The 24,568-nt window shown below is 66.3% G+C and carries 27 protein-coding genes and 1 riboswitch; of the genes, 14 read left to right on the top strand and 13 right to left on the bottom strand.

Annotated elements, in window-relative coordinates; all coding sequences use genetic code 11:
* The first annotated feature begins 183 nt into the window (after positions 1–183).
* Both ACWPWO_RS02225 and ACWPWO_RS02230 read left to right on the top strand, forming a co-directional pair.
* Positions 184–1,044, top strand: a complete 861-nt coding sequence (locus ACWPWO_RS02225; RefSeq protein ID WP_454004098.1) for a MurR/RpiR family transcriptional regulator — start codon at positions 184–186, stop codon at positions 1,042–1,044.
* Between the two features lie 5 nt (positions 1,045–1,049).
* On the top strand, positions 1,050–2,087 hold the full coding sequence (locus tag ACWPWO_RS02230; protein WP_454004100.1) for a C45 family autoproteolytic acyltransferase/hydolase: 1,038 nt from the start codon (positions 1,050–1,052) through the stop codon (positions 2,085–2,087).
* 10 nt (positions 2,088–2,097) lie between these two features.
* Here ACWPWO_RS02230 and ACWPWO_RS02235 read toward each other — a convergent pair whose 3' ends face one another.
* Positions 2,098–2,655: a cob(I)yrinic acid a,c-diamide adenosyltransferase gene (locus tag ACWPWO_RS02235; protein WP_454004102.1), complete on the bottom strand. Its 558-nt coding sequence runs from the start codon at positions 2,653–2,655 to the stop codon at positions 2,098–2,100.
* A gap of 7 nt (positions 2,656–2,662) precedes the next feature.
* Entirely contained in the window at positions 2,663–3,187 is a 525-nt protein-coding gene (locus tag ACWPWO_RS02240; protein WP_454004104.1) for an N-acetyltransferase family protein, read from the bottom strand.
* A 111-nt stretch (positions 3,188–3,298) separates the two neighbouring features.
* On the opposite strand from ACWPWO_RS02240, the gene ACWPWO_RS02245 reads away from it, so the two are divergent.
* Complete coding sequence (locus ACWPWO_RS02245; RefSeq protein ID WP_394063731.1) at positions 3,299–3,607, top strand: copper-binding protein; 309 nt, start codon at positions 3,299–3,301, stop codon at positions 3,605–3,607.
* Positions 3,608–3,674: 67 nt separating this feature from the next.
* On the opposite strand, the gene hslU is transcribed toward ACWPWO_RS02245, so the two are convergent.
* From hslU to ACWPWO_RS02270, 5 genes are all read right to left on the bottom strand, one after another.
* A complete protein-coding gene (gene hslU / locus ACWPWO_RS02250; protein WP_454004107.1) occupies positions 3,675–5,012 on the bottom strand; it encodes an ATP-dependent protease ATPase subunit HslU in 1,338 nt (445 codons plus the stop codon).
* A gap of 17 nt (positions 5,013–5,029) precedes the next feature.
* A complete protein-coding gene (hslV, locus tag ACWPWO_RS02255; protein ID WP_394063735.1) occupies positions 5,030–5,563 on the bottom strand; it encodes an ATP-dependent protease subunit HslV in 534 nt (177 codons plus the stop codon).
* A gap of 196 nt (positions 5,564–5,759) precedes the next feature.
* Complete coding sequence (dksA, locus tag ACWPWO_RS02260) at positions 5,760–6,197, bottom strand: RNA polymerase-binding protein DksA (RefSeq protein WP_394063737.1); 438 nt, start codon at positions 6,195–6,197, stop codon at positions 5,760–5,762.
* 83 nt (positions 6,198–6,280) lie between these two features.
* Positions 6,281–7,363 carry a CobW family GTP-binding protein gene (locus ACWPWO_RS02265; protein WP_454004110.1) on the bottom strand — a complete coding sequence of 361 codons (1,083 nt, stop codon included), beginning with the start codon at positions 7,361–7,363 and terminating at the stop codon, positions 6,281–6,283.
* A 199-nt stretch (positions 7,364–7,562) separates the two neighbouring features.
* A complete protein-coding gene (locus ACWPWO_RS02270; RefSeq protein ID WP_454004112.1) occupies positions 7,563–8,054 on the bottom strand; it encodes a Fur family transcriptional regulator in 492 nt (163 codons plus the stop codon).
* Positions 8,055–8,139: 85 nt separating this feature from the next.
* On the opposite strand from ACWPWO_RS02270, the gene ACWPWO_RS02275 reads away from it, so the two are divergent.
* The 4 genes from ACWPWO_RS02275 to ACWPWO_RS02290 are packed head-to-tail and all read left to right on the top strand — an operon-like array spanning position 8,140 to position 10,934.
* A complete protein-coding gene (locus tag ACWPWO_RS02275) occupies positions 8,140–8,289 on the top strand; it encodes a hypothetical protein (protein ID WP_394063742.1) in 150 nt (49 codons plus the stop codon).
* A 4-nt stretch (positions 8,290–8,293) separates the two neighbouring features.
* Positions 8,294–9,010 carry a metal ABC transporter ATP-binding protein gene (locus ACWPWO_RS02280; RefSeq protein WP_394063744.1) on the top strand — a complete coding sequence of 239 codons (717 nt, stop codon included), beginning with the start codon at positions 8,294–8,296 and terminating at the stop codon, positions 9,008–9,010.
* Between the two features lie 47 nt (positions 9,011–9,057).
* The gene (locus ACWPWO_RS02285) at positions 9,058–9,912 is read left to right on the top strand and encodes a metal ABC transporter permease (RefSeq protein ID WP_454006235.1); all 855 of its coding nucleotides are present in this window, start codon (positions 9,058–9,060) and stop codon (positions 9,910–9,912) included.
* The gene (locus ACWPWO_RS02290; protein ID WP_454004115.1) at positions 9,909–10,934 is read left to right on the top strand and encodes a metal ABC transporter substrate-binding protein; all 1,026 of its coding nucleotides are present in this window, start codon (positions 9,909–9,911) and stop codon (positions 10,932–10,934) included. Before ACWPWO_RS02285 ends, ACWPWO_RS02290 begins: the two co-directional genes overlap by 4 nt.
* 189 nt (positions 10,935–11,123) lie before the next feature.
* Here the strand turns inward: ACWPWO_RS02290 and xerC are convergent, their stop codons facing one another.
* The 5 genes from xerC to ACWPWO_RS02315 form a co-directional block, all read right to left on the bottom strand.
* Positions 11,124–12,068 (bottom strand): tyrosine recombinase XerC, encoded by a 945-nt coding sequence (xerC, locus tag ACWPWO_RS02295; protein WP_454006237.1) that lies wholly within the window; start codon positions 12,066–12,068, stop codon positions 11,124–11,126.
* 131 nt (positions 12,069–12,199) lie between these two features.
* On the bottom strand, positions 12,200–12,874 hold the full coding sequence (locus ACWPWO_RS02300) for a DUF484 family protein (RefSeq protein ID WP_454004117.1): 675 nt from the start codon (positions 12,872–12,874) through the stop codon (positions 12,200–12,202).
* 2 nt (positions 12,875–12,876) lie between these two features.
* On the bottom strand, positions 12,877–13,746 hold the full coding sequence (gene dapF / locus ACWPWO_RS02305) for a diaminopimelate epimerase (protein ID WP_454004119.1): 870 nt from the start codon (positions 13,744–13,746) through the stop codon (positions 12,877–12,879).
* A gap of 60 nt (positions 13,747–13,806) precedes the next feature.
* Positions 13,807–14,697: a lysophospholipid acyltransferase family protein gene (locus ACWPWO_RS02310; RefSeq protein ID WP_454004121.1), complete on the bottom strand. Its 891-nt coding sequence runs from the start codon at positions 14,695–14,697 to the stop codon at positions 13,807–13,809.
* On the bottom strand, positions 14,694–15,548 hold the full coding sequence (locus tag ACWPWO_RS02315; RefSeq protein ID WP_454004122.1) for a lysophospholipid acyltransferase family protein: 855 nt from the start codon (positions 15,546–15,548) through the stop codon (positions 14,694–14,696). Before ACWPWO_RS02315 ends, ACWPWO_RS02310 begins: the two co-directional genes overlap by 4 nt.
* Positions 15,549–15,788: 240 nt before the next feature.
* On the opposite strand from ACWPWO_RS02315, the gene metK reads away from it, so the two are divergent.
* The 5 genes from metK to metF all read left to right on the top strand — a co-directional run bounded on the left by metK (position 15,789) and on the right by metF (position 20,174).
* Positions 15,789–16,952: a methionine adenosyltransferase gene (gene metK, locus ACWPWO_RS02320; RefSeq protein WP_454004123.1), complete on the top strand. Its 1,164-nt coding sequence runs from the start codon at positions 15,789–15,791 to the stop codon at positions 16,950–16,952.
* A 194-nt stretch (positions 16,953–17,146) separates the two neighbouring features.
* Positions 17,147–17,326, top strand: coding sequence for a DUF1289 domain-containing protein (locus tag ACWPWO_RS02325; RefSeq protein ID WP_454006239.1), 180 nt, complete (start codon positions 17,147–17,149; stop codon positions 17,324–17,326).
* Between the two features lie 64 nt (positions 17,327–17,390).
* Positions 17,391–17,485, top strand: a riboswitch (S-adenosyl-L-homocysteine riboswitch).
* Between the two features lie 72 nt (positions 17,486–17,557).
* Positions 17,558–18,955, top strand: a complete 1,398-nt coding sequence (gene ahcY, locus ACWPWO_RS02330; RefSeq protein WP_454004124.1) for an adenosylhomocysteinase — start codon at positions 17,558–17,560, stop codon at positions 18,953–18,955.
* 44 nt (positions 18,956–18,999) lie between these two features.
* Positions 19,000–19,338: a phage holin family protein gene (locus ACWPWO_RS02335; protein WP_394063758.1), complete on the top strand. Its 339-nt coding sequence runs from the start codon at positions 19,000–19,002 to the stop codon at positions 19,336–19,338.
* Positions 19,335–20,174: a methylenetetrahydrofolate reductase [NAD(P)H] gene (gene metF, locus ACWPWO_RS02340; protein ID WP_394063760.1), complete on the top strand. Its 840-nt coding sequence runs from the start codon at positions 19,335–19,337 to the stop codon at positions 20,172–20,174. The genes ACWPWO_RS02335 and metF overlap by 4 nt, the downstream gene beginning before the upstream one ends.
* A 121-nt stretch (positions 20,175–20,295) precedes the next feature.
* Here the strand turns inward: metF and ACWPWO_RS02345 are convergent, their stop codons facing one another.
* Entirely contained in the window at positions 20,296–20,886 is a 591-nt protein-coding gene (locus ACWPWO_RS02345; RefSeq protein WP_454004125.1) for a 5-formyltetrahydrofolate cyclo-ligase, read from the bottom strand.
* A gap of 25 nt (positions 20,887–20,911) precedes the next feature.
* Between ACWPWO_RS02345 and ACWPWO_RS02350 the strand changes: the two genes are divergently transcribed.
* Entirely contained in the window at positions 20,912–23,020 is a 2,109-nt protein-coding gene (locus tag ACWPWO_RS02350; RefSeq protein ID WP_454004126.1) for a transglycosylase SLT domain-containing protein, read from the top strand.
* Positions 23,021–23,031: 11 nt separating this feature from the next.
* Positions 23,032–24,174 carry a CCA tRNA nucleotidyltransferase gene (locus tag ACWPWO_RS02355; protein ID WP_454004127.1) on the top strand — a complete coding sequence of 381 codons (1,143 nt, stop codon included), beginning with the start codon at positions 23,032–23,034 and terminating at the stop codon, positions 24,172–24,174.
* Positions 24,175–24,568 lie beyond the last annotated feature (394 nt).

Raw genomic sequence — 24,568 nt, forward strand, 5'->3', positions numbered from 1 at the left:
GCGCGGATCCGTGGGAAGTTGGACAGCAGGATGTTTTCAACAACTGTTGATTAAATAATAATACTTTCAACGAATAAATCATCAACGGAACGGCGCAAGGCCGGGATAAAACTCTCCACTGTTGCCCTTTTGCCGCTTTTGCGCACGATATACTTTATGAATTGCCTCTCGCCCCGTCTGTCCATGACTACCCTGAGCACCCTGACGCAGCGCCTCCAGGCGGAATTCTCCGCCATGTCTCCCCAGTTCCAGGTGGGCGCGCGCCATCTGCTCGACCATGCCGACCAGGTGCCCCTGCTGTCCATGCGCCAGATCGCCGCCCAGGCGGGCGTGCAGCCGGCCACCTTGCTGCGCCTGGCGCAATCCCTGGGCTACGCGGGCTGGGGGGAGCTCAAGGCGGTGTTCACGCAGGCCCTCCACGGCCAGGGGCCGCGCCGCTATGCGGACCAGGCTCGGGAGGTGGTGCGCAACCGGCACAAACCGGATCGCTTCGACCAGACCCTGGCCGCCCAGATGGACAATCTGGCGGCCTTGCGCGACTTGAACCAGGCACGCCCGCCGGCCGCGGTGGAATTGCTCAGCCGCGCCCGGCGCGTGTACGTGGCCGGTTTCCGGGCCTCGTTCGCGCCCGCTTTCGCCCTTCATTATCAGTACCGCCTGTTCCGGACTACCGCCGCGCTGCTGCGCGGCGACGCCGGCACGCTGGAGATGGACCTGCGCGCCCTGGACAAGGATGATGTGCTGGTCCTGTTCGGCTTTGCGCCTTATTCCCAGGAAAGCGTGCTGGCGCACCGCGCCGCGCGCCAGGCCGGGGCGCGCCTGCTGGCCATTTGCGACAGCCTGCTCGCCCCTATTGCGCTGGAGGCCGACAGCACATTATTGTTTGGGACCGACGTGCCCTCGTTCTTTCCATCGGGCGTGGCCGCCCAGGCTCTGGTGGAGGTGCTGGTGGAGCACGTCCTGGCCAAGGCCGGACGCAAGGCCGTGAGCGGCATCGAGCTGGCCGAAAATCAATTGCACCAATCCGGTGCCTACTGGAAATAGACACGATGGCTAAGTTGTCCTACCTGGAGTTGAGCGGTGGCCCCAAAGAAATCGGCCATTCCCTGGGACGTTTCGGCGCGCCTGCCGCCCATGCCTATCTGATCCATTCGGCCTCCTGGCAGGGGATCATGCAATGGAAGGGCAGCGACCAGGCTCGCCGCATGGCTGAATTCACCGAACGCTATTTCCCCCGAATATGGACCGAGCTGCAGGGGCTGGCCCTGGGGCTGGAGCTGCCTTTCGAAGACGTGCTGCTCTGGAACTGCCGAGGCGATCTCTGGGCGATGGCTCCCGATGGCTGCACCACGGTGCAGATGCCCGGGGAAGGGCAGCCGCGCATCGTGCACAACGAGGACGGCGATCCGGGCTTTGCCGGCCATTGCGGCGTGGCCAAGTTCATCCCCGACAGCGGCATGTCCTTCGTGTCCTTCGTGTATCCGGCTTCGGTGCCGGGCCACACCTTCGCCGTTACCCAGGCGGGACTGGCCATGACGGTCAACAATGTGCGCGCCCGCCAGGTGGAGCCCGGCGTGCCGCGCATGGTGCTGACGCGCGCCATGCTGGACCAGCCCGACCTGGACCAGGCCGTGGCCGTCCTGCGCGATCATCCGCGCGCCGGCGCCTTCCACCTCAGCCTGGCCCAGCGCAGCGATGCGCGCCTGCTCAGCGTGGAATTCAGCTCGCAGGCCGTGTCGGTCACCACCATCATGCAGAACAGCCTGCACGCCAATCATGCCGTGCATGAAGCCATGCAGGGATTCGAACAGCGCATCACCCAGTCGTCCCGGCTGCGCCAGGAGCGCGGGGACCAGTTGCTCGCGCAGTCCGGCGCGGCGCTGGACCCGCTGGCGGTGATGTCGGACCAGCACCATGCGCAATATCCCATCTGGCGCTGCGCGCCCGACGACAGCGATGCGGAAAACACGCTGGCCACCGCGGACATCCAGGTGGGGAGCCAGTCGCTGAAATGGCAGGTCTACGAAGACCCCACGGGCGAGCCGCAGTTCCGCTTCGCCGCCCTCACCCGCATCGATCAGGTCTAGGCCGCTTCGCCTAGGTGTTTTGCGCCCGCTTGGGCTGCCACAGCACGTCGGAGCGCCCGGCGTGCCGGTTCAGGCTGCGCGCCAGTACGAACATCAGATCGGACAGGCGGTTCAGGTACAGGCGCGGGCCTTCCTGCGGCAGGGCCTCGGCCGGGACCGCCACCACGCTGCGCTCGGCGCGGCGCGCCACGCAGCGCACCACGTGGGCGCAGGCCGCGGCGGGACTGCCGCCGGGCAGGATGAATTCCTGCAGCTTGCCCAGCGGTTCGTTGTAATGGCGGATAGCCTGGTCCAGGCGCTCCACATGGCCGGCGGCGATCACCTGGTGCCCGGGAATGCACAGCTCGGCGCCCATGTCGAACAAATCATGCTGGATGTCGGACAGCAGGGCGTCCACGTCGGCCGGCAGCGCCAGCGTGCGCAGCACGCCGATCTGGCTGTTGAGCTCGTCTACGTCGCCCAGGGCATGGATCAGGGGGGCGCTCTTGGGCAGGCGGCTGCCGTCGCCCAGGCCCGTGGTGCCGTCGTCGCCGGTGCGCGTGCTGATGATGGAAAGTCGGATCGACATGGCGGGCCTATGCGGTGGCGGGGGCGGGGCGGCCGTCGGCCAGGCGCTGCAGGGCTTCGCCGGTGACGCGCGCCACGCGCCAGTCGTGCAGGATCTGCGCGCCCTGGTGCTCGTAGAAGTCGATGGCGTTCTTGTTCCAGTCCAGCACCACCCATTCGAAGCGCCCGCAGCCCTGTTCCACGGCCAGCTTGGCCAGGTGGCGCAGCACGGCGGCGCCCAGGCCCTGCTTGCGGTGCGCCGGGTCGATGTACAGGTCTTCCAGGTAGATGCCGCGCCGGTCCAGGAAGCTGGAGTAGTTGTAGAACCACATGATGTAGGAGATCGGCGTGTCCGGCTGGTCTTCAGGGGTGATGACCAGGCAGTAGGCGCTGGGTTCGTCGGCAAAGAAGCTGTTGCGCAGCGATTCGGGAGTGGCGCTGAAGATATGCTCCAGTTTCTCGAAGGCGGCCAGGTCGCGCATCAGCCCCAGGATGGCGGGGATGTCGGCGGGGCGGGCGGGGCGAAGCGTATACCCTTTGATAAATTCGCTCATGCTTTTGCTGTAGTTTGGCGTTATGCTTGATTGGAAGCGGACGGCGTAACCGTCTGGAAACAGGCATTATGGGCCATTTGTCCGGCCCTGCCCAATTTGCAGGAGATTGACATGACTTGGACCACTCAACGCAGCGTACTGCTGGCGGGAGCCCTGGGTCTGGCCGCCACGGCGGCATACGTGGTGGTGGCGCAGGCCCAGGAAGCCAGCGCATCGGGAGAGGTGCGCCGGGTGGATGCGGCCGCCGGCAAGATCACCCTCAAGCATGGCGCCATCGACGCCCTGCAGCTGCCGGCCATGACGCTGGTCTACAAGATCGATCCGGCCTTGCTGGCCGGCATCAATCCGGGCGACAAGGTGAAGTTCACCGCCCAGCGCACCGACGGCGACTACATCGTCACCAAGATCGAGAAGTCCTGATCCTCCGGCGTCGGATGCGGAAAGGGCCCCTTGAAGGGGCCCTTTTCCATGCGGCGGGAGCGGCGCCTTACAGCACGTAGCGCGCCAGGTCCTGGCTGGCGGCGGTTTCCTGCAGCTGGCGGTTGACGTAATCGGCGTCGATCACCACGGACTGCGCGCCATGGCTGCCGGCGCTGTAGGACAGCTCCTCCAGCAGCTTTTCCATGACGGTGTACAGGCGGCGCGCGCCGATGTTCTCGGTGCGTTCGTTGACGTCGAAGGCCAGCTCGGCCATGCGCCGGATGCCGTCGGGGCGGAAGTCCAGATGGACGTCCTCGGTGCCCAGCAGGGCCGTGTACTGCTTGGTCAGGGACGAATCCGTGGCCGACAGGATCTGCACGAAGTCCTCGGCGCTGAGCGATTCCAGCTCCACGCGGATCGGGAAGCGGCCCTGCAGCTCGGGGATCAGGTCCGAGGGTCGGGACAGGTGGAAGGCGCCCGAGGCGATGAACAGGATATGGTCGGTGCGCACCACGCCGTACTTGGTGGTGACGGCGGTGCCCTCGACCAGCGGCAGCAGGTCGCGCTGCACGCCCTGGCGGGACACGTCGCCGCTGCCGCCCTGGTTCTCGCTGCGGGCCGTGATCTTGTCGATCTCGTCCAGGAACACGATGCCGTTCTGTTCGGCATTGGCCACGGCGGCCATGCGCAGCTCGTCCTCGTTGACGCGGCGCGCGGCTTCTTCTTCGGTCAGTTGCTTGAAGGCTTCCTTGACGGTCAGCTTGCGCGCCTTGGTCTTGTCCTGGCCCAGCCAGGAGAACATGCTGCGCAGCTGCTCGGTCATCTCTTCCATGCCGGGCGGCGCCATGATCTCCATGCGGGGCATGGCCTGGGCCATTTCGATCTCGATTTCGGTGTCGTCCAGCTTGCCTTCGCGCAGGCGCTTGCGGAACACCTGGCGGGCGGAATTGTCCTCGCGCTGGGGCATGCCGTGGGCGTCGCGCGAGGGCGGCACCAGCACGTCCAGGATGCGGTCCTCGGCGGCTTCCTCGGCCTGGATGCGCACGCGGCGCATTTCGATTTCGCGGGTCTGCTTGACGGAGATGTCCACCAGATCGCGGATGATGGTTTCCACGTCGCGGCCCACATAGCCCACTTCAGGGAACTTGGTGGCCTCGACCTTGATGAAGGGCGCGTTGGCCAGCTTGGCCAGGCGGCGGGCGATCTCGGTCTTGCCCACGCCGGTGGGCCCGATCATGAGGATGTTCTTGGGCACGATCTCGCTGCGCAGGGGCTCGGCCACCTGCTGGCGGCGCCAGCGGTTGCGCAGGGCCACGGCCACGGAGCGCTTGGCCTTGCCCTGGCCGACGATGTGCTTGTCCAGTTCGGAGACGATCTCTCCGGGAGTCATGTTGGTGGTAGACATGGTGCGTGTCCGGCAGGTCAGAGTGTTTCGACGATGTGGTTCTGATTGGTGTAGATGCACAGGTCGCCGGCGATCTCCAGCGACTTCTTGACGATCTCGGCCGGCGCCATGGTGGTGTTCTGCAGCAGCGCCAGGGCGGCCGACTGGGCGTAGGCGCCGCCCGAGCCGATGGCCGCCAGCCCGTGTTCGGGTTCGAGCACGTCGCCGTTGCCGGTCAGCACCAGGGTGTGTTCCTTGTCCGCCACCAGCAGCATGGCTTCCAGGCGGCGCAGCACGCGGTCCGTGCGCCAGTCGCGCGTCAGTTCGACGGCGGCGCGCAGCAGGTTGCCCTGGTGCTTTTCCAGCTTGGCCTCGAAGCGTTCCTGAAGGGTGAAGGCGTCGGCGGTGGCTCCGGCAAAGCCTGCCAGGATGCTGTCGTTGTACAGACGGCGGATTTTCCGGGCCGTGCCCTTGATGACGATGTTGCCCAGGGTGACCTGGCCGTCACCGCCAATGGCGACCTGGTCGCCGCGGCGCACGCAGACAATGGTAGTGGCGTGAAATTGTTCCATGAGTTCCTTCCTTTAAGTCTCCAATCTGGGGATGAGCAAGAGAATTTCAAGGCGGGAATTTGTACCGGAGTCGCCTGGGGCACAGCGCGAGGCGCCGCGGGCCGCCGGCCCGCTCCCCGCGCCGGCCCGCAAGCCAAAAAAAGCCCCCGCCAGTCCATGTCGGCAGGGGCTTGTGCAGAAATGCGGCGGGCCAGGGTCAGTCGCCGAACATCTTCTGGCGCTTCTCGCGGCGTTCCTGGGCTTCCAGGGACAGCGTGGCGGTGGGGCGGGCCAGCAGGCGGGGGATGCCGATGGGCTCGCCCGTCTCCTCGCACCAGCCGTACTCGCCCGATTCGATCAGGGCGATGGACTGCTGCACCTTCTTGAGCAGCTTGCGCTCGCGGTCGCGCGTGCGCAGCTCCAGCGCGTGTTCTTCTTCGATCGTGGCGCGGTCGGCCGGATCGGGGACGAACTGGGTCTCGCGCAGGTTCTCCGTGGTGGCGCCGGCGTTGGCCAGGATTTCCTGTTCCAGCTGGCGCAGGCGGTGCTTGAAGAACTCCAGCTGTGCGGGGTTCATATAGTCCGACTCAGGCATCGCCAAAAGCTCCTGCTCGGTCAGCAGGGTCGTAGTACTGTCATGTGACTTCGTTGCCATGATGCTTACCTCTTGTTGACGTCTGGGAGCCTGTAACTCTCGTCACGCGCAATCGCTCCGCATTTACTGAATGAGAAATAACTTCAGGCCAGGCAGTTCTCCAGGCCTTGGGTGAAGATATCCTGCGGCAGCTTGCGGCCAATGAAGACCATTTTGTTGCCTTTCTTTTCCTTGGCCAGCCAGGCGGTGCCGGGCTCGGCGCTCATCATCATGTGCACGCCCTGGAACAGCATGCGGCGATTGATGCCCTTCAGGTACAGAATGCCCTTGTAGCGCATCAGGTCCGGCCCGAAGACCTGGACGATGCCCGACAGGAAGTCTTCCAGGCGCTCGGGATCGAAGGGGCGGTCCGAGCGGAAGACGAAAGCCCCGATTTCATCGTTGTGGGCCGCATGTTCGTGGTGATGATGGTGGCCGCAGTTCGGACCGCAGTCGCCTTCATCGTGATCGTGGTGATGATCGTGGTCGTGGGCGGCGTCGGGGTGTTCGGCCGCCAGGAAGTCCGGATCGATGTCCAGGATGGAGTTCAGGTTGAAGCCGCTGACCTCCAGCAGGTCCTGGATGTTGGTCTCGCCGAAGTTGACCGGCGTGATGGTGGCGCGCGGGTTGATGCGCACCAGGCGGGCGCGCAGGGGCTCGGTGTCCAGCTGGCGGCGCAGGTCCTTCTTGGAGACCAGCAGCTTGTCGGCGAAGCCGACCTGCTTCTGGGCTTCTTCCTGGCGGTCCAGGGTGGCCATGCCGTGCTTGGCGTCCACGATGGTGATGACCGCGTCGAGCCGGTAGTACTCGGCGATGTCGTCGTCCATGAAGAAGGTCTGGCAGACGGGGCCGGGATTGGCCATGCCCGTGGTCTCGATGATGACACGCTCGAAGTTCAGTTCGCCGGACTGGCGGCGCAGGCGCAGATCGTTCAGGGTGCGCATCAGGTCGCCGCGCACCGTGCAGCACACGCAGCCGTTGCTCAGCTCGACGATTTCCTCTTCGGTGTCCTGCACCAGCAGATCGTTGTCGATGCCTTCGGGCCCGAATTCGTTCTCGATGACGGCGATGCGCTGGCCATGGTATTCGGACAGGATGCGCTTGAGCAGCGTGGTCTTACCTGCGACCAGAAAGCCGGTCAGGATAGTGACCGGGACCATTTTCTTCAGATCTAATGCGGCGTTCATAACAGGCCTCGCAGAGGCGGATGGCAAGAGTACAGGGCACGGCGTGACCGCGACGTCCTGTGCTTGTTTGATCCGCTCAAAAACAACGTGCGATTACATCACAGCCTTGCCCGTTCGGCAAACGGCGGTGATCCTAACAGCGCGACGGTTTGCCAGTAGATCGGGAAATATATACTGATTGAGGGCAAAACACCACGTTTTAGGCGGCAGATAAGGGTTTTCGAGCGCTTTGCCCCTGGGCGCAGCGCTGGCACAGCGCGCGCAGTTCGGTTTCGTGGCCGGACAGGGCGAAGCCGGCGTCGCGCACGCAGTCGGCCAGCTTCTGGCTGAGCGCCGGAGCGCACAGTTCCACCACCGTGCCGCACTGGGTGCACACGATCAGCAGGTCGTGCGGATGGCCGCCGGCGTCCACGCAGGCCGTCCAGGCATTGACTGCGTCCAGGCGGTGGATCAGGCCCTCCTCGGTCAGGAAGTCCAGGGCGCGGTAGACGGTGGGCGGCTTGGCGCCGGGCTGGAACTCGCGCACGCGGTCCAGCAGTTCATAGGCCTTCAGGCTGCGCTGGGCCTGGATCAGAATTTCCAGCACCTGCCGGCGTATCGAGGTCAGCCGCTTGCCGCGCTGCAGGCACAGCTTTTCGGCTATCGGCAGCTGATGTTCGATGGCGTGGGGCGTGAGGATGTGCACAGGCATGGGCGCTTGTTCAGTGTATTTGTTATGTTATAACATTATGGCAAGAATAAAATATTATCCGCCTTTGCCGCATTATCCCTTTTTCATGTCCTGTCCTCAATTTTCTCCCGCGCCCCGCAGCCCGGCGCCGCGCCGCTCCTTGCTGCTGGCCTCCGCCGGCCAGCGCCTGCTGGCCGCCCTGTGCGTGGTCGCCGCCCTGTGGGCGCTGACATCCTGGGCCCTGGGCTGGTGGTGACGCAATGCAGCAGACCCTGATCGAGCTGGACCATGTGGCCCTGGGCTGGAAGGACAAGATCGCCTTGCGCGACATCAGCGGGCGCTTCACGCGCGGCTCGCTGACCGCGGTCGTGGGCCCCAACGGCGCGGGCAAGTCCACGCTGCTCAAGGGCCTGAGCGGGCAGATCAATCCGCTCAAAGGGCGCATCGCACTGGATCCGGCCGTCAACGACGAGCTGGCCCTGCTGCCGCAGATGGGCGACCTGGACAAGACCTTCCCCATCACCGTGCATGACCTGGTGGCCATGGGCGCCTGGAAGCGCGTGGGCGCCTTCGGCGGCTTCTCGCGCCAGGAGCGCGAGCGCATCGCCCACGCTCTGGAGCAGGTCGGGCTGGCCGACTTCGCGCGCCGCTCCATCGGCACGCTGTCGGGCGGCCAGCTGCAGCGGGCGCTGTTCGCCCGCATGATCATGCACGACGCCCAGGTGCTGCTGCTGGACGAGCCTTTCGCGGCGGTGGACAAGGCGACCTCGGACGAGCTGATGGCCTTGATCTGCCAATGGCACGAGCAGGGCCGCACCGTGATCGCCGTGCTGCACGATCTGGACATGGTGCGCGCCTTCTTCCCGCAGTCCCTGCTGCTGGCCGGGCAGGTCGTGGCCTGGGGCCGGACAGATTCCGTGATCACGCCCGAGCATCTGCACCTGGCACGCCACCTGTGCGCCGGAGACTACCTGTGAGCGCGCTCTGGGATTTCCTGTTCAGCCCCTTCGCCGACTACGGCTTCATGCAGCGCGCTCTGGCGGGCTCCTTCGCCCTGGCGGCGGCCGCCGGCCCATTGGGCATCTTCCTGGTGCTGCGCCGCATGAGCCTGATGGGCGACGCCATGGCGCACGCCATCCTGCCCGGCGTGGCGGTGGGCTTTCTGACGGCCGGCCTGTCGCTGGGCGCCATGGCGCTGGGCGGCATGATCACCGGCATCGCGGTGGCCTTGCTGGCCGGCCTGGTCGCGCGCCTGACGCCGCAGCGCGAGGACGCGAGCTTTGCCGCCTTTTACCTGGTCTCCCTGGGCCTGGGGGTGCTGCTGGTGTCATTGCGCGGCTCCAACATGGACTTGATCCACGTGCTGTTCGGCACGGTGCTGGGGCTGGATGACGCCTCGCTGCTGCTGGTCACCGGCAGCAGCTCGGTCACGCTGGCGCTGCTGGCCCTGATCTTCCGGCCCCTGGTGCTTGAATGCCTGGACCCCATTTTCCTGCGCACCCAGGGCGGGCGCGGCTCGCTGGCGCACATGGCCTTTCTGTTCATGCTGGTCATCACCCTGGTGTCGGGCTTCCAGGTGCTGGGCACCCTGATGGTGGTGGGCATCATGATGTTGCCGGCGGCCTCGGCGCGCTTCTGGGTCTATTCCGTGGGCCGACAGATGATCGTGGCGGCCGTGCTGGGCATGGTCAGCTCCTACCTGGGGCTGCTGTTCTCGTATTACTACAACGTGCCGGCATCGCCCGCCATCATCCTGGCGGCCGGGGCGTTCTATTTCCTGTCCGTCGGTTTCGGGCCGCACGGCGGCCTGGTGCGCGCCTGGTCTTCGTTCCGGGCGCGGCGACGGCGCATGGCCTCACTTCTGGAGCATGAATCATGAACGTTCGAGTTTTCAACCGGGCCGGCGCGCTGCTGTCGCTGAGCCTGCTGGCCCTGGCCTTGCCGGCACAGGCCGAGCCGCTGCGCGTCGTCAGCAGTTTCTCCATTCTGAACGACATGGTGCGCGAGATCGGCGGCGACAAAGTGATGGCCAGCGCCATCGTGCCGGCCAATGGCGACGCCCACTCCTTCGAGCCACGCCCCAGCGACGCCAAGACGCTGGCCTCGGCCCAGCTGCTGGTGATCAACGGCCTGGATTTCGAGGCCTGGCTGCCGCGCCTGCAGCAATCGGCCGGCTACCGGGGGGCGCAGGTGGTGGCCACCCAGGGCATAGACGCCCTGGCTTTCGAGGGCGGGCATGATCACGCGCATGAATCCGGCCAGGACCATGACGACGGGCATGATCATGCCCATGATCACGATCACGATCATGACCATGGGCATGGCCACGGCAAGGAGCAGGCGGCCGAGCCGCCCCATGCGCACAGCCATGGCAGCCAGGATCCGCACGCCTGGCAAAGCCTGAGCCTGGCGCAGACCTACATCAGCAACATCGCCCAGGGGCTGTCCCAGGCGGATCCGGCCAATGCGGACTATTACCAGCGGCGCGCGCAGGACTACGCCCAACGCGCCCAGCAGCTCGATCAGAGCATCAAGTCGCGCCTGCAGGCCATCCCCGCCGAGCAGCGCAAGGTCATCACCTCGCACGACGCCTTCGCCTACCTGGGCAAGGAATACGGCATCACCTTCATTTCCCTGGTGGGCGTGTCCAGCCAGGCGGAGCCCTCGGCGCGCGAAATCGCGCAGGTCATCGAGCAGGCGCGGCGCGAGAACATCCATGCCATCTTCGTGGAAAACACCGTCAGTCCGCGCCTGGTGGAGCAGGTGGCCCGCGAAACCGGCGCCAAGGTCGGCGGCACGCTGTATTCGGACGCGCTGGGCAAACCCGGCTCGGGCGCGGACAGCTACCTGGGCATGATGAAGTGGAACACCGACAAGCTGATCGAGGCCCTGACGCCCTAGTCTGGGTGCTTCGCAGCATTTTTGGGGCCGCTGTCCATTGATGGGCAGGGTGCAAACTCGAGAAACCGCCGTTCAAGCCCGGCGCCAGGGCCGTCAGTCCGAACGGGGCCGGCACACCTTCGAAAGTCGGCTTCATTCGCGCTTCTTCTAGCTGCCGGCGAGCCCATGCCCGGAAATCCGCGAAGAACCTCAGTCCTGATGGCCGCCGTTCTTGCGGCGCGCCCGAGGGTGGGCCTGGTCGTAGGCCTGGGCCAGGTGCTGGAAGTCCAGGCGGGTGTAGATCTGCGTGGTGGAGATATTCGCGTGGCCCAGCAGCTCCTGCACGGCGCGCAGGTCCTGCGCCGACTGCAGCAGGTGGCTGGCGAAGCTGTGGCGCAGGCTGTGCGGGTGCACGTGCACGGGCATGCCGCTGGCGCGCGCGTATTTTTCCAATTGCTGCTGCACCACGCGAGGGTGGATGCGCGCGCCGCGCGCGCCCAGGAAAAGGGCTGCGCGGGCGTCGGGGTCGTGCGCCAGCGCGGCGGGGACGGCGCGGCCCTCCAGCCACTGGCGCAGGGCGTGCAGTGCTTTTTGCCCTATGGGCAGGCGGCGCTGCTTGCCGCCCTTGCCGGTCACGACCAATTCTCCTTCATCCAGCAGCAGCCAGCTTTGCGACTGGTAGTCGCCCTCCTGCCGGTAATGCACGTCCAGGCTGACCAGTTCGGACAGGCGCAGGCCGCTGGAATAGAACAGTTCGAACATGGCCTGGTCGCGCCAGGCCATGGGGTCGTCCTGCACGGGCGCGGCGGGCCTGTCCAGCAAATGCTGGGTCTGGTCCACCGACAGCGCCTTGGGCAGCGGCCGGCCCGCCTTGGGGGCGCGCAGGCCTGCGGCCGGGTTGCGCGGCCAGCCCTGCTGGCGGGTCCGCCATTGATAATAGCCGCGCCAGGCGGCCAGGATGCGGGCCAGGCTGCGCGGAGCCAGCCCCTGGCCGTGCAGGCCGGCGGCGGCCTGGCGCAGTTCGGTCTCGTTCAGGCTGTCGGGGTCGCGTTGCGGGTGCTGGGCCAGCAGATGGCCCAGGTCGCGGCGGTAGGCTTGCAGCGTGTGGTCTGAATAGCGTTTTTCGTGCGCCAGCAGATGCAGCCAGCGCTGCATGGGCTCGGTGAGGGCTTCCGGCCTGTCGGCCGGAGCTTCCCCGCCACGATTCAGGGGCGCTTTCAGCGCCGTTTCGGTCTGGCCTTGTTTGACCTCGCCGTTGACGGCGAGGTCTGCGCGCAGGCGCGTGGTCAAGCCGGGCATTCGGGTTCGGCGGCGGCGGTGCGCGCCTGCTGGCGGCTGAGCGCCGCGCTGCACAGCTCGCCTATGCCTTCCAGGAAGTCCGTGCCCATGTCGGCCGTGAAGCGGTCCGCTTCGGGGGAGCCCAGCACCAGCAGGCCGAAGAGCTGCTCGTCGCCGGGCTGCTTCAGGGGCACGATGGCCGCCGACTGGGCGTCCTGCTGGAGTTCCGCCAGGAATTCTTCGTTGCGCCGCGCTCCGCAGCAAGGCTTGGACAGGGTGTGGGCCCAGCCGGCGATCGGGTCGTCGGCCAGCACTTCGTCGGGATTCCAGCAATGCAGGCGCACCACGGGCATCTCGAAGATGCGCTCCAGGCTGCGGCAGATCAGTTCCGGCAGGGCTGCGGGGTCGGGTTCGGCCAGCATCTGGCAGTTCCACTGGTGCAGCAGGCGCGAGATCTTTTCATTGCCGCGGGCGTTGGCGACCAGGGTGGCCAGCTGGCGTTCGGTTTTCTTGCCGCGGTCGCGCAGCAGCAGGATCTGACGCTCGCCCAGGGAGATGGCGCGGCTCTGGTGCGGATGCGGCACCATGAGGTTGGCGAAGATGTCGGCGTGGGCGTCGAAGAAATCAGGATTGGCTTTCAGGAACTGGGCCACGTCCGCGGCGCTGAGGCTGGGGGTATCCATGTCTAGAAGGTTTCCTTTCTGGCTAAGGACGCGCACAGCGCGTCGATATCGACCTGACCGTCGAAAACAGTCTGGGCCGGGCCGCTCATGCGCAGTTGCCGTCCGTCCCACTGGACGCGCAGGGCGCCTCCGCGAGTATCCACGACAACCGGACTCTGGAGCAATCCCCGCCGTATGCCCGCCACCACGGCCGCGCAGGCCCCGGTGCCGCAGGCGAGCGTCTCGCCCGCGCCGCGTTCATAGACGCGCAGGCGGATGTGGTGGGGATCCACCACCTGCATGAAGCCGGCGTTGACCTTGCGGGCGAAGCGCGGATGCGATTCGATGAAGGGGCCCACGGTCCGGACCGGCGCGTTCTGCACGTCTTTCACCACCTGCACCGCATGCGGATTGGAGATGGACACCAGCGACAAGGCCGCGGGCGCGTCCTGGCCGGGCACGGGCAGCATCCAGAGCGTGTCCTGGCCCTGGGCGGCGTGCTCCAGCCCTTGCGCGTCGAAATCCACGTCGGCAGGCGCAAAGCGCGTCACGCCCATGTCCACTTCCACGCCCAGTTCGGGATCGTCGTTCAGGGTGATGACGCCGGTGCGGATCTGCGCCCGCAGCGGATTGGCCGCGGACAGGCCCTGCTCGTGCACGAAGCGCACGAAGCAGCGCGCGCCGTTGCCGCAGTGCTCCACTTCGCCGCCGTCGGCATTGAAGATGCGGTAGCGGAAGTCCGCGTCCGCGGACTGCGCGGGCTCCACCAGCAGGATCTGGTCGGCGCCGATGCCGAAGTGGCGGTCCGCCAGTGCGCGCGCCCTTTCGGGAGTGACGTCCAGTCGCTGGTTGACGCCGTCCAGCATGACGAAATCGTTGCCCGCGCCATGCATCTTGGTGAAGCGCCACAGGGATGCGGCGGGGGAGGGGGGCGGGGCGGTTCATGATGTCGTTCAGTAAATGCGAGGCTGGCCTTCGGGCCGGGTCTTGAAGCGTCGATGCACCCAATAATACTGCGGCGGATCCTCGCGCACGTATTTTTCGATCAAGGCGTTCATGCGCGCCGTGGCTTCTTCCAGGGAGTCCTCACCGGGGAAGTCCGCCATGGGTTCGAGCACCTGGACGTGGTAGTGGCCGGTCCGGGCGTCCAGCCGGGAGATGACGGGGATGACGACGGCGTCCTGGTTGCGGGCGATCTGCGCCGTGGACAGCAGAGTGGCGGCCGGCACATTGAAGAAAGGCACGAAGGCCGCCCCCTTGATGCCGAAGTCCATGTCGGGCAGATAGTAGATGGGCTGTCCTTTCTGCAGGGCGCGCATCAGGCCGCGTATGCCGTCCTTGCGGGAGATCAGCGGCACGTCCGAAAAACGGCTGCGGCCTTCGTACATCAGGCGGTCCACGTTCGGGTCGCGCTGCGGCGTGTAGAAGGCCACCAGCGGCGAGATGGACATGGACAGGCGCGTGCCGGCCGCATCCATGCCCAGGAAATGGGGCACCAGCAGCATGACGCGCCGCCCCTGTTCCAGGGCACGGGTGATGTGCTCCTCGCCGCTCAGCTCGAGCGTTTTCAGGATGGTGCTGGGCAGGCCGAACCAGAGCAGGCCGCGGTCCAGGTAGGACTGGGCCAGCAGCCGGAAATGCTGTTTTTCCCAGGCGCGCCGCGTGCTCTCGGGTTCATCCGGAAAGCACAGGTCCAGATTGGTGCGCACGATGTGGCGGCGCCGGCCGGCCAGGCGATGGGTCAGCCAGCCCAGCACGGCGCCCCAGCGCTGGCGCTGGCGTACCGAGGCCCGTCCGAAATAGGTGAAGATGGACTTGAGCAGCGGGTAGGAATTGAAACTCATGGCGTCGATTCGGTGGGAATGGGAGGCGCGTCGTGCGGGATCTTGTAGCGGTTGTAGCCCCACAGGTACTGCTCGGGGAAGCGCCGGATCAGCGTTTCCATGGACTGGTTGATCAAGGTGGCCAGTGCGGCGGGATCCTCGGGCAGCGGCTCGGGCAGGCGCAGGTTGTGGATGCGCCAGCCGCGCCCCTTGGGCAGGCGCTCGGCGGCGGTCACGATGACGGGCGCGCCGGACTGGCGAGCCAGCTTGCCGGCCAGGGTCATGGTCAGGGCGGGGCGGCCGAAGAAGGGCGCCCAGACGCCGTCGCCGCCGCTGGGCACCTGGTCGGGCAGCATGCCCACCGACTGGCCCTGGCGGAAGGCGCGCACGAATTCGCGCACCCCCTTCATGTTGGCGGGCACGGCGTGCAGGCCGGGCAACTCGCGCGACTCCGTCATCAGCGGCTCCAGGAACGCCTGGCGCGGCGGGCGGAACATGACGGTCAGCGGTCCCAGGCCCGCCATGTAGCGGGCGGTGATCTCGAAGCAGCCCAGGTGCGGCGTCAGGTAGAGCACGCCGCGCCCCTCGGCATGGGCGGCGCGCAGAAGCGCCATGTCGTCCACCGTGCAGCGGGCCACGCAATCGGCCGGATGCAGCCAGACGCGCGGGGTCTCCAGAATCATGGCGCCGGTGTGTCCGGCCGCCCGGCGAAAGAAGGCGGGGACGTCGTAGCCGGCCTGGCGGCAATTGGCCTGCAGGCGGCGGCGGGTGCGGCCGGGAAATGCGTACACCAGCCGCCCCGCCGTCTTGCCCAGCAGGTGCAGCACGGGTAGGGGCAGACGAGCCGCCAGGCGCAAGAGAGCGGCTAACATGGGCCGGACAATCCTATGAAAAGTAGGTTTTGCTGAAACAACTGCGTATTTTCGCTTAAAATGGATTGTATCGCTGAGTTAAACGACAACTTGCGGAGCGATAGGGCGGCCCTGCCGTCCACAATAAACCGCTAAAGCGTCGCGCCCCGTCTATCGTAACCACATCGCTGGCTCCGAGGTGCAACGCAGTTTGTTCAACCTCGGGCTGAAGCTTCAGCCCTTACCCAAGGAAGCAACGCTGTGGTCAACAACGATTTCCTCTTCACGTCCGAATCCGTTTCCGAAGGCCATCCCGACAAGGTCGCGGACCAGATCTCCGACGCCATCCTGGACGCCATCTTCGAGCAGGACCCCCAGGCCCGCGTCGCCGCCGAGACCCTGTGCAACACCGGCCTGGTCGTGCTGGCCGGCGAGATCACCACGCACGCCAACGTGGACTACATCCAGGTGGCGCGCGACACCATCAAGCGCATCGGCTATGACAACGGCGACTACGGCATCGACTACAAATCCTGCGCCGTGCTGGTGGCCTACGACAAGCAGTCGCCCGACATCGCCCAGGGCGTGGACCGCAGTCCCGAAGAAATCCTGAACCAGGGCGCCGGCGACCAGGGCCTGATGTTCGGCTACGCCTGCGACGAGACCCCCGACCTGATGCCCGCGCCCATCTGGTACGCCCACCGCCTGGTGCAGCGCCAGAGCGAACTGCGCAAGGACGGCCGCCTGGCCTGGCTGCGCCCGGACGCCAAGTCGCAGGTCACCTTCCGCTACGTGGACGGCCGCCCCGTGGAAGTGGACACCGTGGTGCTGTCCACGCAGCACGCCCCCGACATCTCCCAGGAAGACATCCGCCAGGCCGTCATCGAACACATCATCCGTCCCTGCATCCCCGAGGACCTGCTGTCCGAAAAAACCCGCTTCCTGGTCAACCCCACCGGCAAGTTCGTGATCGGCGGTCCGCAGGGCGACTGCGGCCTGACCGGGCGCAAGATCATCGTGGACACCTACGGCGGCGCATGCCCGCACGGCGGCGGCGCCTTCTCCGGCAAGGATCCGTCCAAGGTGGACCGCTCGGCCGCCTACGCGGCGCGCTACGTGGCCAAGAACATCGTGGCCGCCGGCCTGGCGCGCCAGTGCCAGGTGCAGCTCAGCTATGCCATCGGCGTGGCCGAGCCCATCAACATCACGATCTACACCGAAGGCACGGGCGTGATCCCCGACGCCGAGATCGCCAAGCTGGTGCGCGCCCACTTCGACCTGCGTCCGCGCGGCATCATCGAGATGCTGGACCTGCAACGGCCCATCTACGCCAAGACGGCGGCCTACGGCCACTTCGGCCGCAGCGAACCCGAGTTCAGCTGGGAAGCCACCGACAAGGCCCAGGTGCTGCGTCACGCCATCTAACTCCTTGCCCTGCAAGGAAAAAGCCGCCTGCGGGCGGCTTTTCTTTTTGTCTGAGGCCAATCCGCCACAAGCCTGCCGGCAGCAGGGTCATGCGCGGATCCGGCCCCCGGCCAATGCTATTATTTTGTCCATGAGCACCCTGAACTCCTCCGGAAGCGTGGGGTGCATATAAGCGACAGGACGAAGACCGCCGCCTGACCCGCCGGGACTCGCCGTGCGTGGCCGTCTGCTCCACGCTGTATGACGACATCTGCCGGGGCTGCGGGCGCACCGCCATGGAGGTGGCCAACTGGGTCTTCATGAGCCAGGACGAAAAGGATCTGGTCTGGGACCGCATCACCGCCCAGGGCTACCCGCGCCGCAACAAATATTGATCTCTCCCCGCGGCGCCCGCTTCCCAAGGCGACGCAAACGAGTACAATTACCCGCATCATTTCCATGCCCGAGGGGCGTTGCGACAAGACCCGTGCGTCTTGCCAGGCTCGGATCATGGATGGGCGCATCGCCGCCCACAAGAACGACGCTCGCCACGACCTGCACGGCAGGCTGCTGGCGGGCCGCATCGCTCGCGTCGCAGTCTGCGTGCCGTATTACGGAGCCCAACTGTGACTTTTTCTGATTACAAAATCGCCGACATCTCCCTGGCCGACTGGGGCCGCCGCGAACTGGCCATCGCCGAAACCGAAATGCCCGGCCTGATGGCCACCCGCGAGGAATTCGCCGCTTCCCAGCCCCTGAAGGGCGCCCGCATCGCCGGCAGCCTGCACATGACCATCCAGACCGGGGTGCTGATCGAGACTCTGAAGGCCCTGGGCGCCGAAGTGCGCTGGGCATCGTGCAACATCTTCTCCACCCAGGACCACGCCGCCGCCGCCATCGCCGCCACCGGCACGCCGGTCTTCGCCGTCAAGGGCGAATCCCTGGAAGAATACTGGCAGTACACCCACGAAATCTTCAACTGGCCCGGCGAGCAGGCCAACATGATCCTGGACGACGGCGGCGACGCCACGCTGCTGCTGCACCTGGGCGCGCGCGCCGAAAAAGACCTGTCCGTGCTGGACAATCCCGGCAGCGAGGAAGAGCGCGTGCTGTTCGCCGCCATCCGCGCCCGCCTGGAAACGGACAAGACCTGGTATTCCACCCGCCTGGCCCAGATCAAGGGCGTGACCGAGGAAACCACCACCGGCGTGCACCGTCTGTACCAGATGTCCCAGAAGGGCGAGCTGGCCTTCCCCGCCATCAACGTGAACGACTCGGTGACCAAGTCCAAGTTCGACAATCTGTACGGCTGCCGCGAATCCCTGGTGGACGGCATCAAGCGCGCCACCGACGTCATGGTGGCCGGCAAGATCGCCGTGGTCTGCGGCTTCGGCGACGTGGGCAAGGGCTGCGCCCAGGCCCTGGCCGCGCTGCGCGCCCAGGTGTGGGTCACCGAGATCGACCCGATCTGCGCCCTGCAGGCCTCCATGGAAGGCTACCGTGTGGTCACCATGGAAGAAGCCGCCGACAAGGCCGACATCTTCGTGACCGCCACCGGCAACTACCACGTCATCAACCGCTCGCACATGGAGCGCATGAAGGACCAGGCCATCGTCTGCAACATCGGCCATTTCGACAACGAAATCGACGTCGCGTCCGTGGAAGACCTGGAGTGGGAAGAAATCAAGCCGCAGGTCGACCACATCATCTTCCCCGACGGCAAGCGCATCATCCTGCTGGCCCAAGGCCGTCTGGTGAACCTGGGCTGCGCCACCGGCCACCCCTCGTTCGTGATGTCCGCCTCCTTCACCAACCAGACCATTGCCCAGATCGAGCTGTTCACGCGCGGCGACGCCTATGAAACGGGTAAAGTATATGTACTGCCCAAGCACCTGGATGAGAAAGTCGCCCGTCTGCACCTGAAGAAACTGGGTGTGAACCTGACCACCTTGTCCCAGGAGCAGGCGGATTACATCAGCGTGCCGGTGCAGGGCCCCTTCAAGCCTGAGCACTACCGCTACTAAGTCCACGCCCGCGCGTCTTCGCACGCCGTTTTTTGAGTCCTATCATGACCTTGCTACTCGTCTGGATCCTGAACGCTGTCGCCTTGCTGGTTGTCGCCTATATCCTGCCCGGCATCACCGTGGCGTCCTTTGGCTCGGCGCTGATCGCTGCGCTGGTGCTGGGCCTGCTCAATACGCTGGTCAAGCCCGTGCTGGTGCTGCTGACGCTGCCCATCACCATCGTGACCCTGGGATTGTTCCTGCTGGTGCTCAATGCACTGGTGTTCTGGTTCGCCGGCTCCATCCTCAAAGGCTTCCAGGTCAACGGGTTCTGGTGGGCGGTCATCGGGGCTATCGTCTACAGCCTGGTCTCCGGGCTGCTGTCTGGATTGTTGGTCAAATGACAAATAAGCAAACGCTGAGCCTCGAGTTCTTCCCGCCGCGCGACATCGCGGCCCAGGAAAAGCTCGTGCGCTCGGCCAAATCCCTGATCGGCCTGAATCCGGCCTATGTCAGCGTCACCTTCGGCGCGGGCGGCTCCACGCGCGCGGGCACGGTCGGCGCCGTGGAACTGCTGCAGAAGCTGGGGTTCGACGTGGCCCCGCACCTGTCCTGCATCGGCGCCAACCGCGAACAGCTGGCCGAGCTGCTGGACAGCTATCGCCAGCAGGGCATACGGCGCATCGTGGCCCTGCGCGGCGACCTGCCTTCGGGCATGGGTGGCGGCGCAGGCGAGCTGCGCTACGCCAGCGACCTGGTGGCCTTCATCCGCGAGCGCTACGGCGATCATTTCCACATCGAAGTGGCCGCCTACCCTGAAATGCATCCCCAGGCCACCGGCTTCGAGGACGATCTGGCGCATTTCGTGACCAAGGTGAAGGCGGGCGCGCACGGGGCGATCACCCAGTACTTCTTCAACCCGGACGCCTACTTCAGCTTCGTGGAGCGCGCCCGGGCCAAGGGAGTCACGGTGCCCATCATCCCCGGCATCATGCCCATCACCAACTCGGCGCAACTGCTGCGTTTTTCCAATATGTGCGGCGCGGAAGTGCCGCGCTGGATACGCCTGCGCCTGGCGGACTTCGGCGACGATCGCGCGTCCATACGCGCCTTCGGCATCGATGTGATCTCGCGCCTGTGCCAGGATCTTCTGGACGGCGGCGCGCCCGGCCTGCACATGTACACGCTGAACGGGGCGGACGCCAGCATGGCCATCGTGCCCAATCTGAACTGGCGCTGATCCTTTCCTGCCGCCCATTGAAAAACCCGCCCGGCGCAAGCCCGGCGGGTTTTCTTTTTAAAAGGCTGTCCTTGCCTGCCGGCCTACAGTTCCGGCGCGGGCACCGCCCAGCCCTTGTCGGTCAGGATGGTGTCCAGCCGCTGGTCGTGGGGGCGGGCTGGTAGGCCGTGCCGGACAGATCGCCCACCGCCCAGGCGATGCCCACGCTGGTGAAGGCGTGGCCCTGCTGCTTGAGCGCGGCCAGCGTGCGGTCGTAATATCCTTTGCCATAGCCCACGCGATCGCCCTGGCGGGTGTAGCCCAGCGTGGGCACCAGCACGATGTCGGGCGGCGGGGCTTCTTGCGACACCGGGATCTGGATGTCGTAGCGGCCCTTTTCCATGGGAGTGTCCGGGGTCCATTCGCGAAAGACCAGCGGTGAGTCGGGCTGTTCCACGACGGGCAGGCAGACGTTCAGTCCTTCTTCCTCCACCCATTGGGCCAGCAGGGGACGCAGGTCCGGTTCGCCCTGCACCGGCCAGAAGGCGGCGATGGTTTTCGGCTCCGGCCGGCCCTGCTCGCGCAGGCGGCTGCGGTTGGTGGCCAGCCAGGTGAACAGGCGGCCCCGGATCAGCAGGCCGCCCCGGTTGGTCTCGATGGAGGGCTGCCCTGCACGCAGGTCTTTTAGTCGCGTGCGCAGGTCGACTGCGTTATGCTCTACGTTCTGAATCATGGGTGATTTTTTAAAGGCCGTCACAATGGGTATCGATCAGCTAAAGTACCAGAAAACACGTGGCTGGGGCACGCCGCCTGCTTTCCAGCGCCCTTCGCTGAGCACCTTGCTGGTGGTGGCCGTGGGACTGGCGGGCTGCGCCGGCGCCGAGCAGCCCCAGGCCCAGGCCACTACGCCCGCCCCGGCCCAGCAGATTGCCCTGGCTGCGCCTGCACTGCCGCCGGCCAAGGAGGCCGCGCGCCGCTGGGACAGCCTGCCTCCGGTTCCGCCCGTGGCGCGCCAGGCCTTGATCGAAGCCCGCGAAGCCGTCAACGCCAAGCGCTGGGCCGCGCTCGATGCGCTGGCGCCCGTGGCCGCCGACGATCCCGTACTGGGCTCCTATGCCGAATACTGGCGCCTGCGTCGCATCCTGCAGGACGACTCCCTGCCCGTGCCCGACGATCAGGTGCGCCTGTTCCTGGCCGGCAACCAGGACGAATACCTGGCCAATCGCCTGAAATCCGACTGGATCGTGGCGGCGGCGCGCGCCGGCAACTACAAGCTGGTGCGTGAACTCTGGCCGGTGGAGGCGCCCACGTCCATGGTCAAGTGTTCCGTCGCGCTGGCGCAGAACGTGGCCGGCGAGGGCGTGAACGTCACCGATCTGCTGGATTCCTTTGCGCCCAGCCGCGCCTGCTGGTCGGCATTGGACCAGCTGTACGCCCGCAAGGTCATCAGCACCCACCAGGTGCGCGACCTGATGCGCGAAGCCCTGGAGAACGGCAAGCCCGAACAGGCCCGCCGGCTGGCCGCCATCATCTTCACCGGCCCGCAGATGAAGGACTACACCGCCTTGATGGCCTCGCCGCAGAAGTGGCTGGACCAGCAGGCCGGGCGCAGTAACGTCAATCCCGAGCTGGTGACGCTGGCCCTGTCGCGGCTGGCCCGCGGCGACCGCGAGAAGGCCGCCGCCTACATAGACCGGACCTGGGCCGGCAAGACTCTCCTGCACAACCTGCACTGCCGCCGAAGACAGATCGGCCTGTTAAGCGCCTTGCGCGTGGAAAATGACGCAACCAAGTGGTACCGGCGCTCCGGCCGCACGCCCATGACGGACTACAACCATGCCTGGCAGGTGCGCGCCGAACTGCGCGAAGCCCAGATCGACTGGAAGCAGGTGGCCGCCGCCGTCAACAAGATGGGCCCGGCCCAGCGCGCCGAACCCGTCTGGGTGTACTGGCACGCCCGCGCCCAGCAGGCCCTGGGCCACAAGGAGCAGGCGCGGGCCGAATTCCAGTCCATCACGGGCGACCTGAACTTCTATGGCCAGCTGGCCACCGAAGAACTGGGCCTGACTCCGACGCTGCCCCCCCAGCCCGCGCCGCTGACCCCGCAGGACATGCAGGATGCGCGCACCAACGCCGGCCTGTTGCGGGCCGTGGAGCTGTTCAAGCTGGGCTGGCGTCCCGAAGCCGTGCCTGAATGGAACTTCGCGCTGCGCGGCATGAACGACCGCCAGTTGCGCGCGGCGGCTGAGTTCGCCCGCGAGCAGCACATCTACGACCGCGTCGTGAACACCTCCCTGCTGACCAAGAACGAGATCGACTTCAGCCAGCGCTTCATCGCGCCGTTCGAGGGCCGCGTCACCGAACAGGCCAAGTCCATCAACCTGGATCCGGCCTGGGTGTACGGCCTGATCCGCCAGGAATCGCGCTTCATCACCGATGCGCGCTCCGGCGTGGGCGCATCCGGCCTGATGCAACTGATGCCGGCCACGGCGCGCTGGGTGGCCAAGAAAATAGGCATGACGGAGTTCTCGCCCGCGCGCGTGAACGAAGTCGAAGTGCACACGGTGCTGGGCACCAATTACCTGAACATGGTGCTGGGCCAGCTGGGCGGCTCCCAGGTATTGGCCTCGGCCGGCTACAATGCCGGCCCCGGACGCCCCATCCAGTGGCGTTCGCGCCTGAACGGCACGGTGGAAGGCGCCATCTTCGCGGAGACCATCCCCTTCACGGAAACACGCCTGTATGTGAAGAACGTGCTGTCCAACGCCACGTATTACTCCATGCTGTTCAGCGGCCAGCACCAGTCGCTCAAGGCGCGCCTGGGCTCGGTCAGCCCCAGCGGCGTCACCACCGCATCGCTGCCCTGATGGCGGACGCCATGCTCGACGCCCGCCAGCAGGCGGCCCTGGCCGCCATCATGGGCCGCCCGGACCCCTTGCTGGAGGGGCTGGATGTCTATGTGGTGGGCGGCGCGGTGCGCGACGCCTTGCTGGACCTGCCGGCCGGCGACCGGGACTGGGTGGTGGTGGGCGCGCGTCCCGAGGACTTGGCCGAACGCGGTTTCGTGCCGGTGGGCGGGGATTTCCCTGTCTTCCTGAATCCGCGCACCAAGGAAGAATTCGCCCTGGCCCGCACCGAACGCAAGTCGGGCCGAGGCTACAAGGGCTTCACTTTCTATACCGGCACGGATGTCACCCTGGCCGACGACCTGCGCCGCCGCGACCTGACCATCAATGCCATGGCCGTGGACAAGCAGGGTCGCCTGCAGGATCCCCTGAACGGCTTGGCCGACCTGCAGGCGCGCCTGTTGCGGCATGTGGGCACGGCTTTCAGCGAGGACCCGGTGCGCCTGCTGCGGCTGGCGCGCTTTGCCGCGCGCTTCACGCAGTTCCAGGTGGCGGACGATACCTGGGCCTTGGCGCGGGAGCTGGTGGAGCAGGGCGAGGTCGACGAACTGGTGGCCGAGCGGGTCTACATGGAATTGGCCAAGGGTCTGGCGGCGCAGCGTCCGGCGCGCATGTTCGAGGTTCTGCGGGAAGTGGGCGCGCTGGAGCGCGTCATGCCCGGCCTGGCCTACACCGACGAGGTCGGCGAACGGGTGCAGGCGGCCTGTGATCGCGGCCTGCCCATGGCGGGGCGTTTCGCCATCCTGTGCCATGTTTCCGAATACCCCGCCGAAGTCGCGGTCCAGGTCCGGGCGCCGTCCGAATGGAAGGACCAGGCCCGCCTGCTGCCCGTGCTCCTGGCGGATTCCGCCTTGCTGCAGCCGCGCCGCCGGGTGGAACAGGCGCTGGGCGTCATGGAGCATCTGGACGCCTTGCGCAAGCCGGGCCGCTTTGCCGAGCTGCTGTCCGCCGCGGCCTGCCTGCGGGATGTGCCGGTGGACGACTGGGAGCACCTGCGCCAGGCCATGGCGGCGGTGGACGCCGGCGCGGTGGCGGCTCGCTACACGAAGGAACCGGGCCGGATCCGCGAAGCCGTACGCGCTGCGCGGCTTGAGGCCATGGAGAGGGCGGCCTGATACTGGCCGCTTTTATCTGGATGCCCTGCAATTTTTATTGGGGCGAGGCGACTGATTGATAGCGGGGATGGGTTTTGCGAAGGGCCATGCATGCCGAATTGACAATGCATCAGTCCAACTGCAGCAGTAGCCCCATCTTTGAAGTGTGCTGAAGCAAATCATGCAGGGTGATCGATACAGTGGGCATTGTGAGCCGTTCAAGGAGCTCGAGGGGCAGGTAGGGCGGGTCAGACGGCTTGCCGCAGGCGGGACGCTGGGACGGGAGCTAAGCGTCGTTCTGTTCGACGGCGGCGCTTGTTGCTCGCCTGGGAGGCGAGCAACCCGCCGGAGTTAACGACGCGCCCGGCTACGTGGACCGACCAGGGCACCGGTGCGCAGCACCGGCAAGCAGTCA

It is taken from the genome of Alcaligenes sp. Marseille-Q7550 (assembly GCF_965112015.1).

Bases quoted from the DNA above. Each gene is read 5' to 3' on its own strand.
- ACWPWO_RS02345 (WP_454004125.1), bottom strand. From the start codon at position 20,886: ATGATTCAGAACGTAGAGCATAACGCAGTCGACCTGCGCACGCGACTA.
- ACWPWO_RS02245 (WP_394063731.1), top strand. From the start codon at position 3,299: ATGACTTGGACCACTCAACGCAGCGTACTGCTGGCGGGAGCCCTGGGT.
- ACWPWO_RS02315 (WP_454004122.1), bottom strand. From the start codon at position 15,548: ATGTTAGCCGCTCTCTTGCGCCTGGCGGCTCGTCTGCCCCTACCCGTG.
- ACWPWO_RS02350 (WP_454004126.1), top strand. From the start codon at position 20,912: ATGGGTATCGATCAGCTAAAGTACCAGAAAACACGTGGCTGGGGCACG.
- ACWPWO_RS02225 (WP_454004098.1), top strand. From the start codon at position 184: ATGACTACCCTGAGCACCCTGACGCAGCGCCTCCAGGCGGAATTCTCC.
- ACWPWO_RS02275 (WP_394063742.1), top strand. From the start codon at position 8,140: ATGTCCTGTCCTCAATTTTCTCCCGCGCCCCGCAGCCCGGCGCCGCGC.
- hslV (WP_394063735.1), bottom strand. From the start codon at position 5,563: ATGGAACAATTTCACGCCACTACCATTGTCTGCGTGCGCCGCGGCGAC.
- ACWPWO_RS02230 (WP_454004100.1), top strand. From the start codon at position 1,050: ATGGCTAAGTTGTCCTACCTGGAGTTGAGCGGTGGCCCCAAAGAAATC.
- ACWPWO_RS02300 (WP_454004117.1), bottom strand. From the start codon at position 12,874: ATGGATACCCCCAGCCTCAGCGCCGCGGACGTGGCCCAGTTCCTGAAA.
- metF (WP_394063760.1), top strand. From the start codon at position 19,335: ATGACAAATAAGCAAACGCTGAGCCTCGAGTTCTTCCCGCCGCGCGAC.
- ACWPWO_RS02355 (WP_454004127.1), top strand. From the start codon at position 23,032: ATGCTCGACGCCCGCCAGCAGGCGGCCCTGGCCGCCATCATGGGCCGC.
- ACWPWO_RS02290 (WP_454004115.1), top strand. From the start codon at position 9,909: ATGAACGTTCGAGTTTTCAACCGGGCCGGCGCGCTGCTGTCGCTGAGC.
- ACWPWO_RS02235 (WP_454004102.1), bottom strand. From the start codon at position 2,655: ATGTCGATCCGACTTTCCATCATCAGCACGCGCACCGGCGACGACGGC.
- ACWPWO_RS02280 (WP_394063744.1), top strand. From the start codon at position 8,294: ATGCAGCAGACCCTGATCGAGCTGGACCATGTGGCCCTGGGCTGGAAG.
- ACWPWO_RS02285 (WP_454006235.1), top strand. From the start codon at position 9,058: ATGCAGCGCGCTCTGGCGGGCTCCTTCGCCCTGGCGGCGGCCGCCGGC.
- dapF (WP_454004119.1), bottom strand. From the start codon at position 13,746: ATGCATGGCGCGGGCAACGATTTCGTCATGCTGGACGGCGTCAACCAG.
- hslU (WP_454004107.1), bottom strand. From the start codon at position 5,012: ATGTCTACCACCAACATGACTCCCGGAGAGATCGTCTCCGAACTGGAC.
- ACWPWO_RS02310 (WP_454004121.1), bottom strand. From the start codon at position 14,697: ATGAGTTTCAATTCCTACCCGCTGCTCAAGTCCATCTTCACCTATTTC.
- ACWPWO_RS02265 (WP_454004110.1), bottom strand. From the start codon at position 7,363: ATGAACGCCGCATTAGATCTGAAGAAAATGGTCCCGGTCACTATCCTG.
- ACWPWO_RS02240 (WP_454004104.1), bottom strand. From the start codon at position 3,187: ATGAGCGAATTTATCAAAGGGTATACGCTTCGCCCCGCCCGCCCCGCC.
- ACWPWO_RS02335 (WP_394063758.1), top strand. From the start codon at position 19,000: ATGACCTTGCTACTCGTCTGGATCCTGAACGCTGTCGCCTTGCTGGTT.
- dksA (WP_394063737.1), bottom strand. From the start codon at position 6,197: ATGGCAACGAAGTCACATGACAGTACTACGACCCTGCTGACCGAGCAG.
- ACWPWO_RS02270 (WP_454004112.1), bottom strand. From the start codon at position 8,054: ATGCCTGTGCACATCCTCACGCCCCACGCCATCGAACATCAGCTGCCG.
- xerC (WP_454006237.1), bottom strand. From the start codon at position 12,068: ATGCAGCGCTGGCTGCATCTGCTGGCGCACGAAAAACGCTATTCAGAC.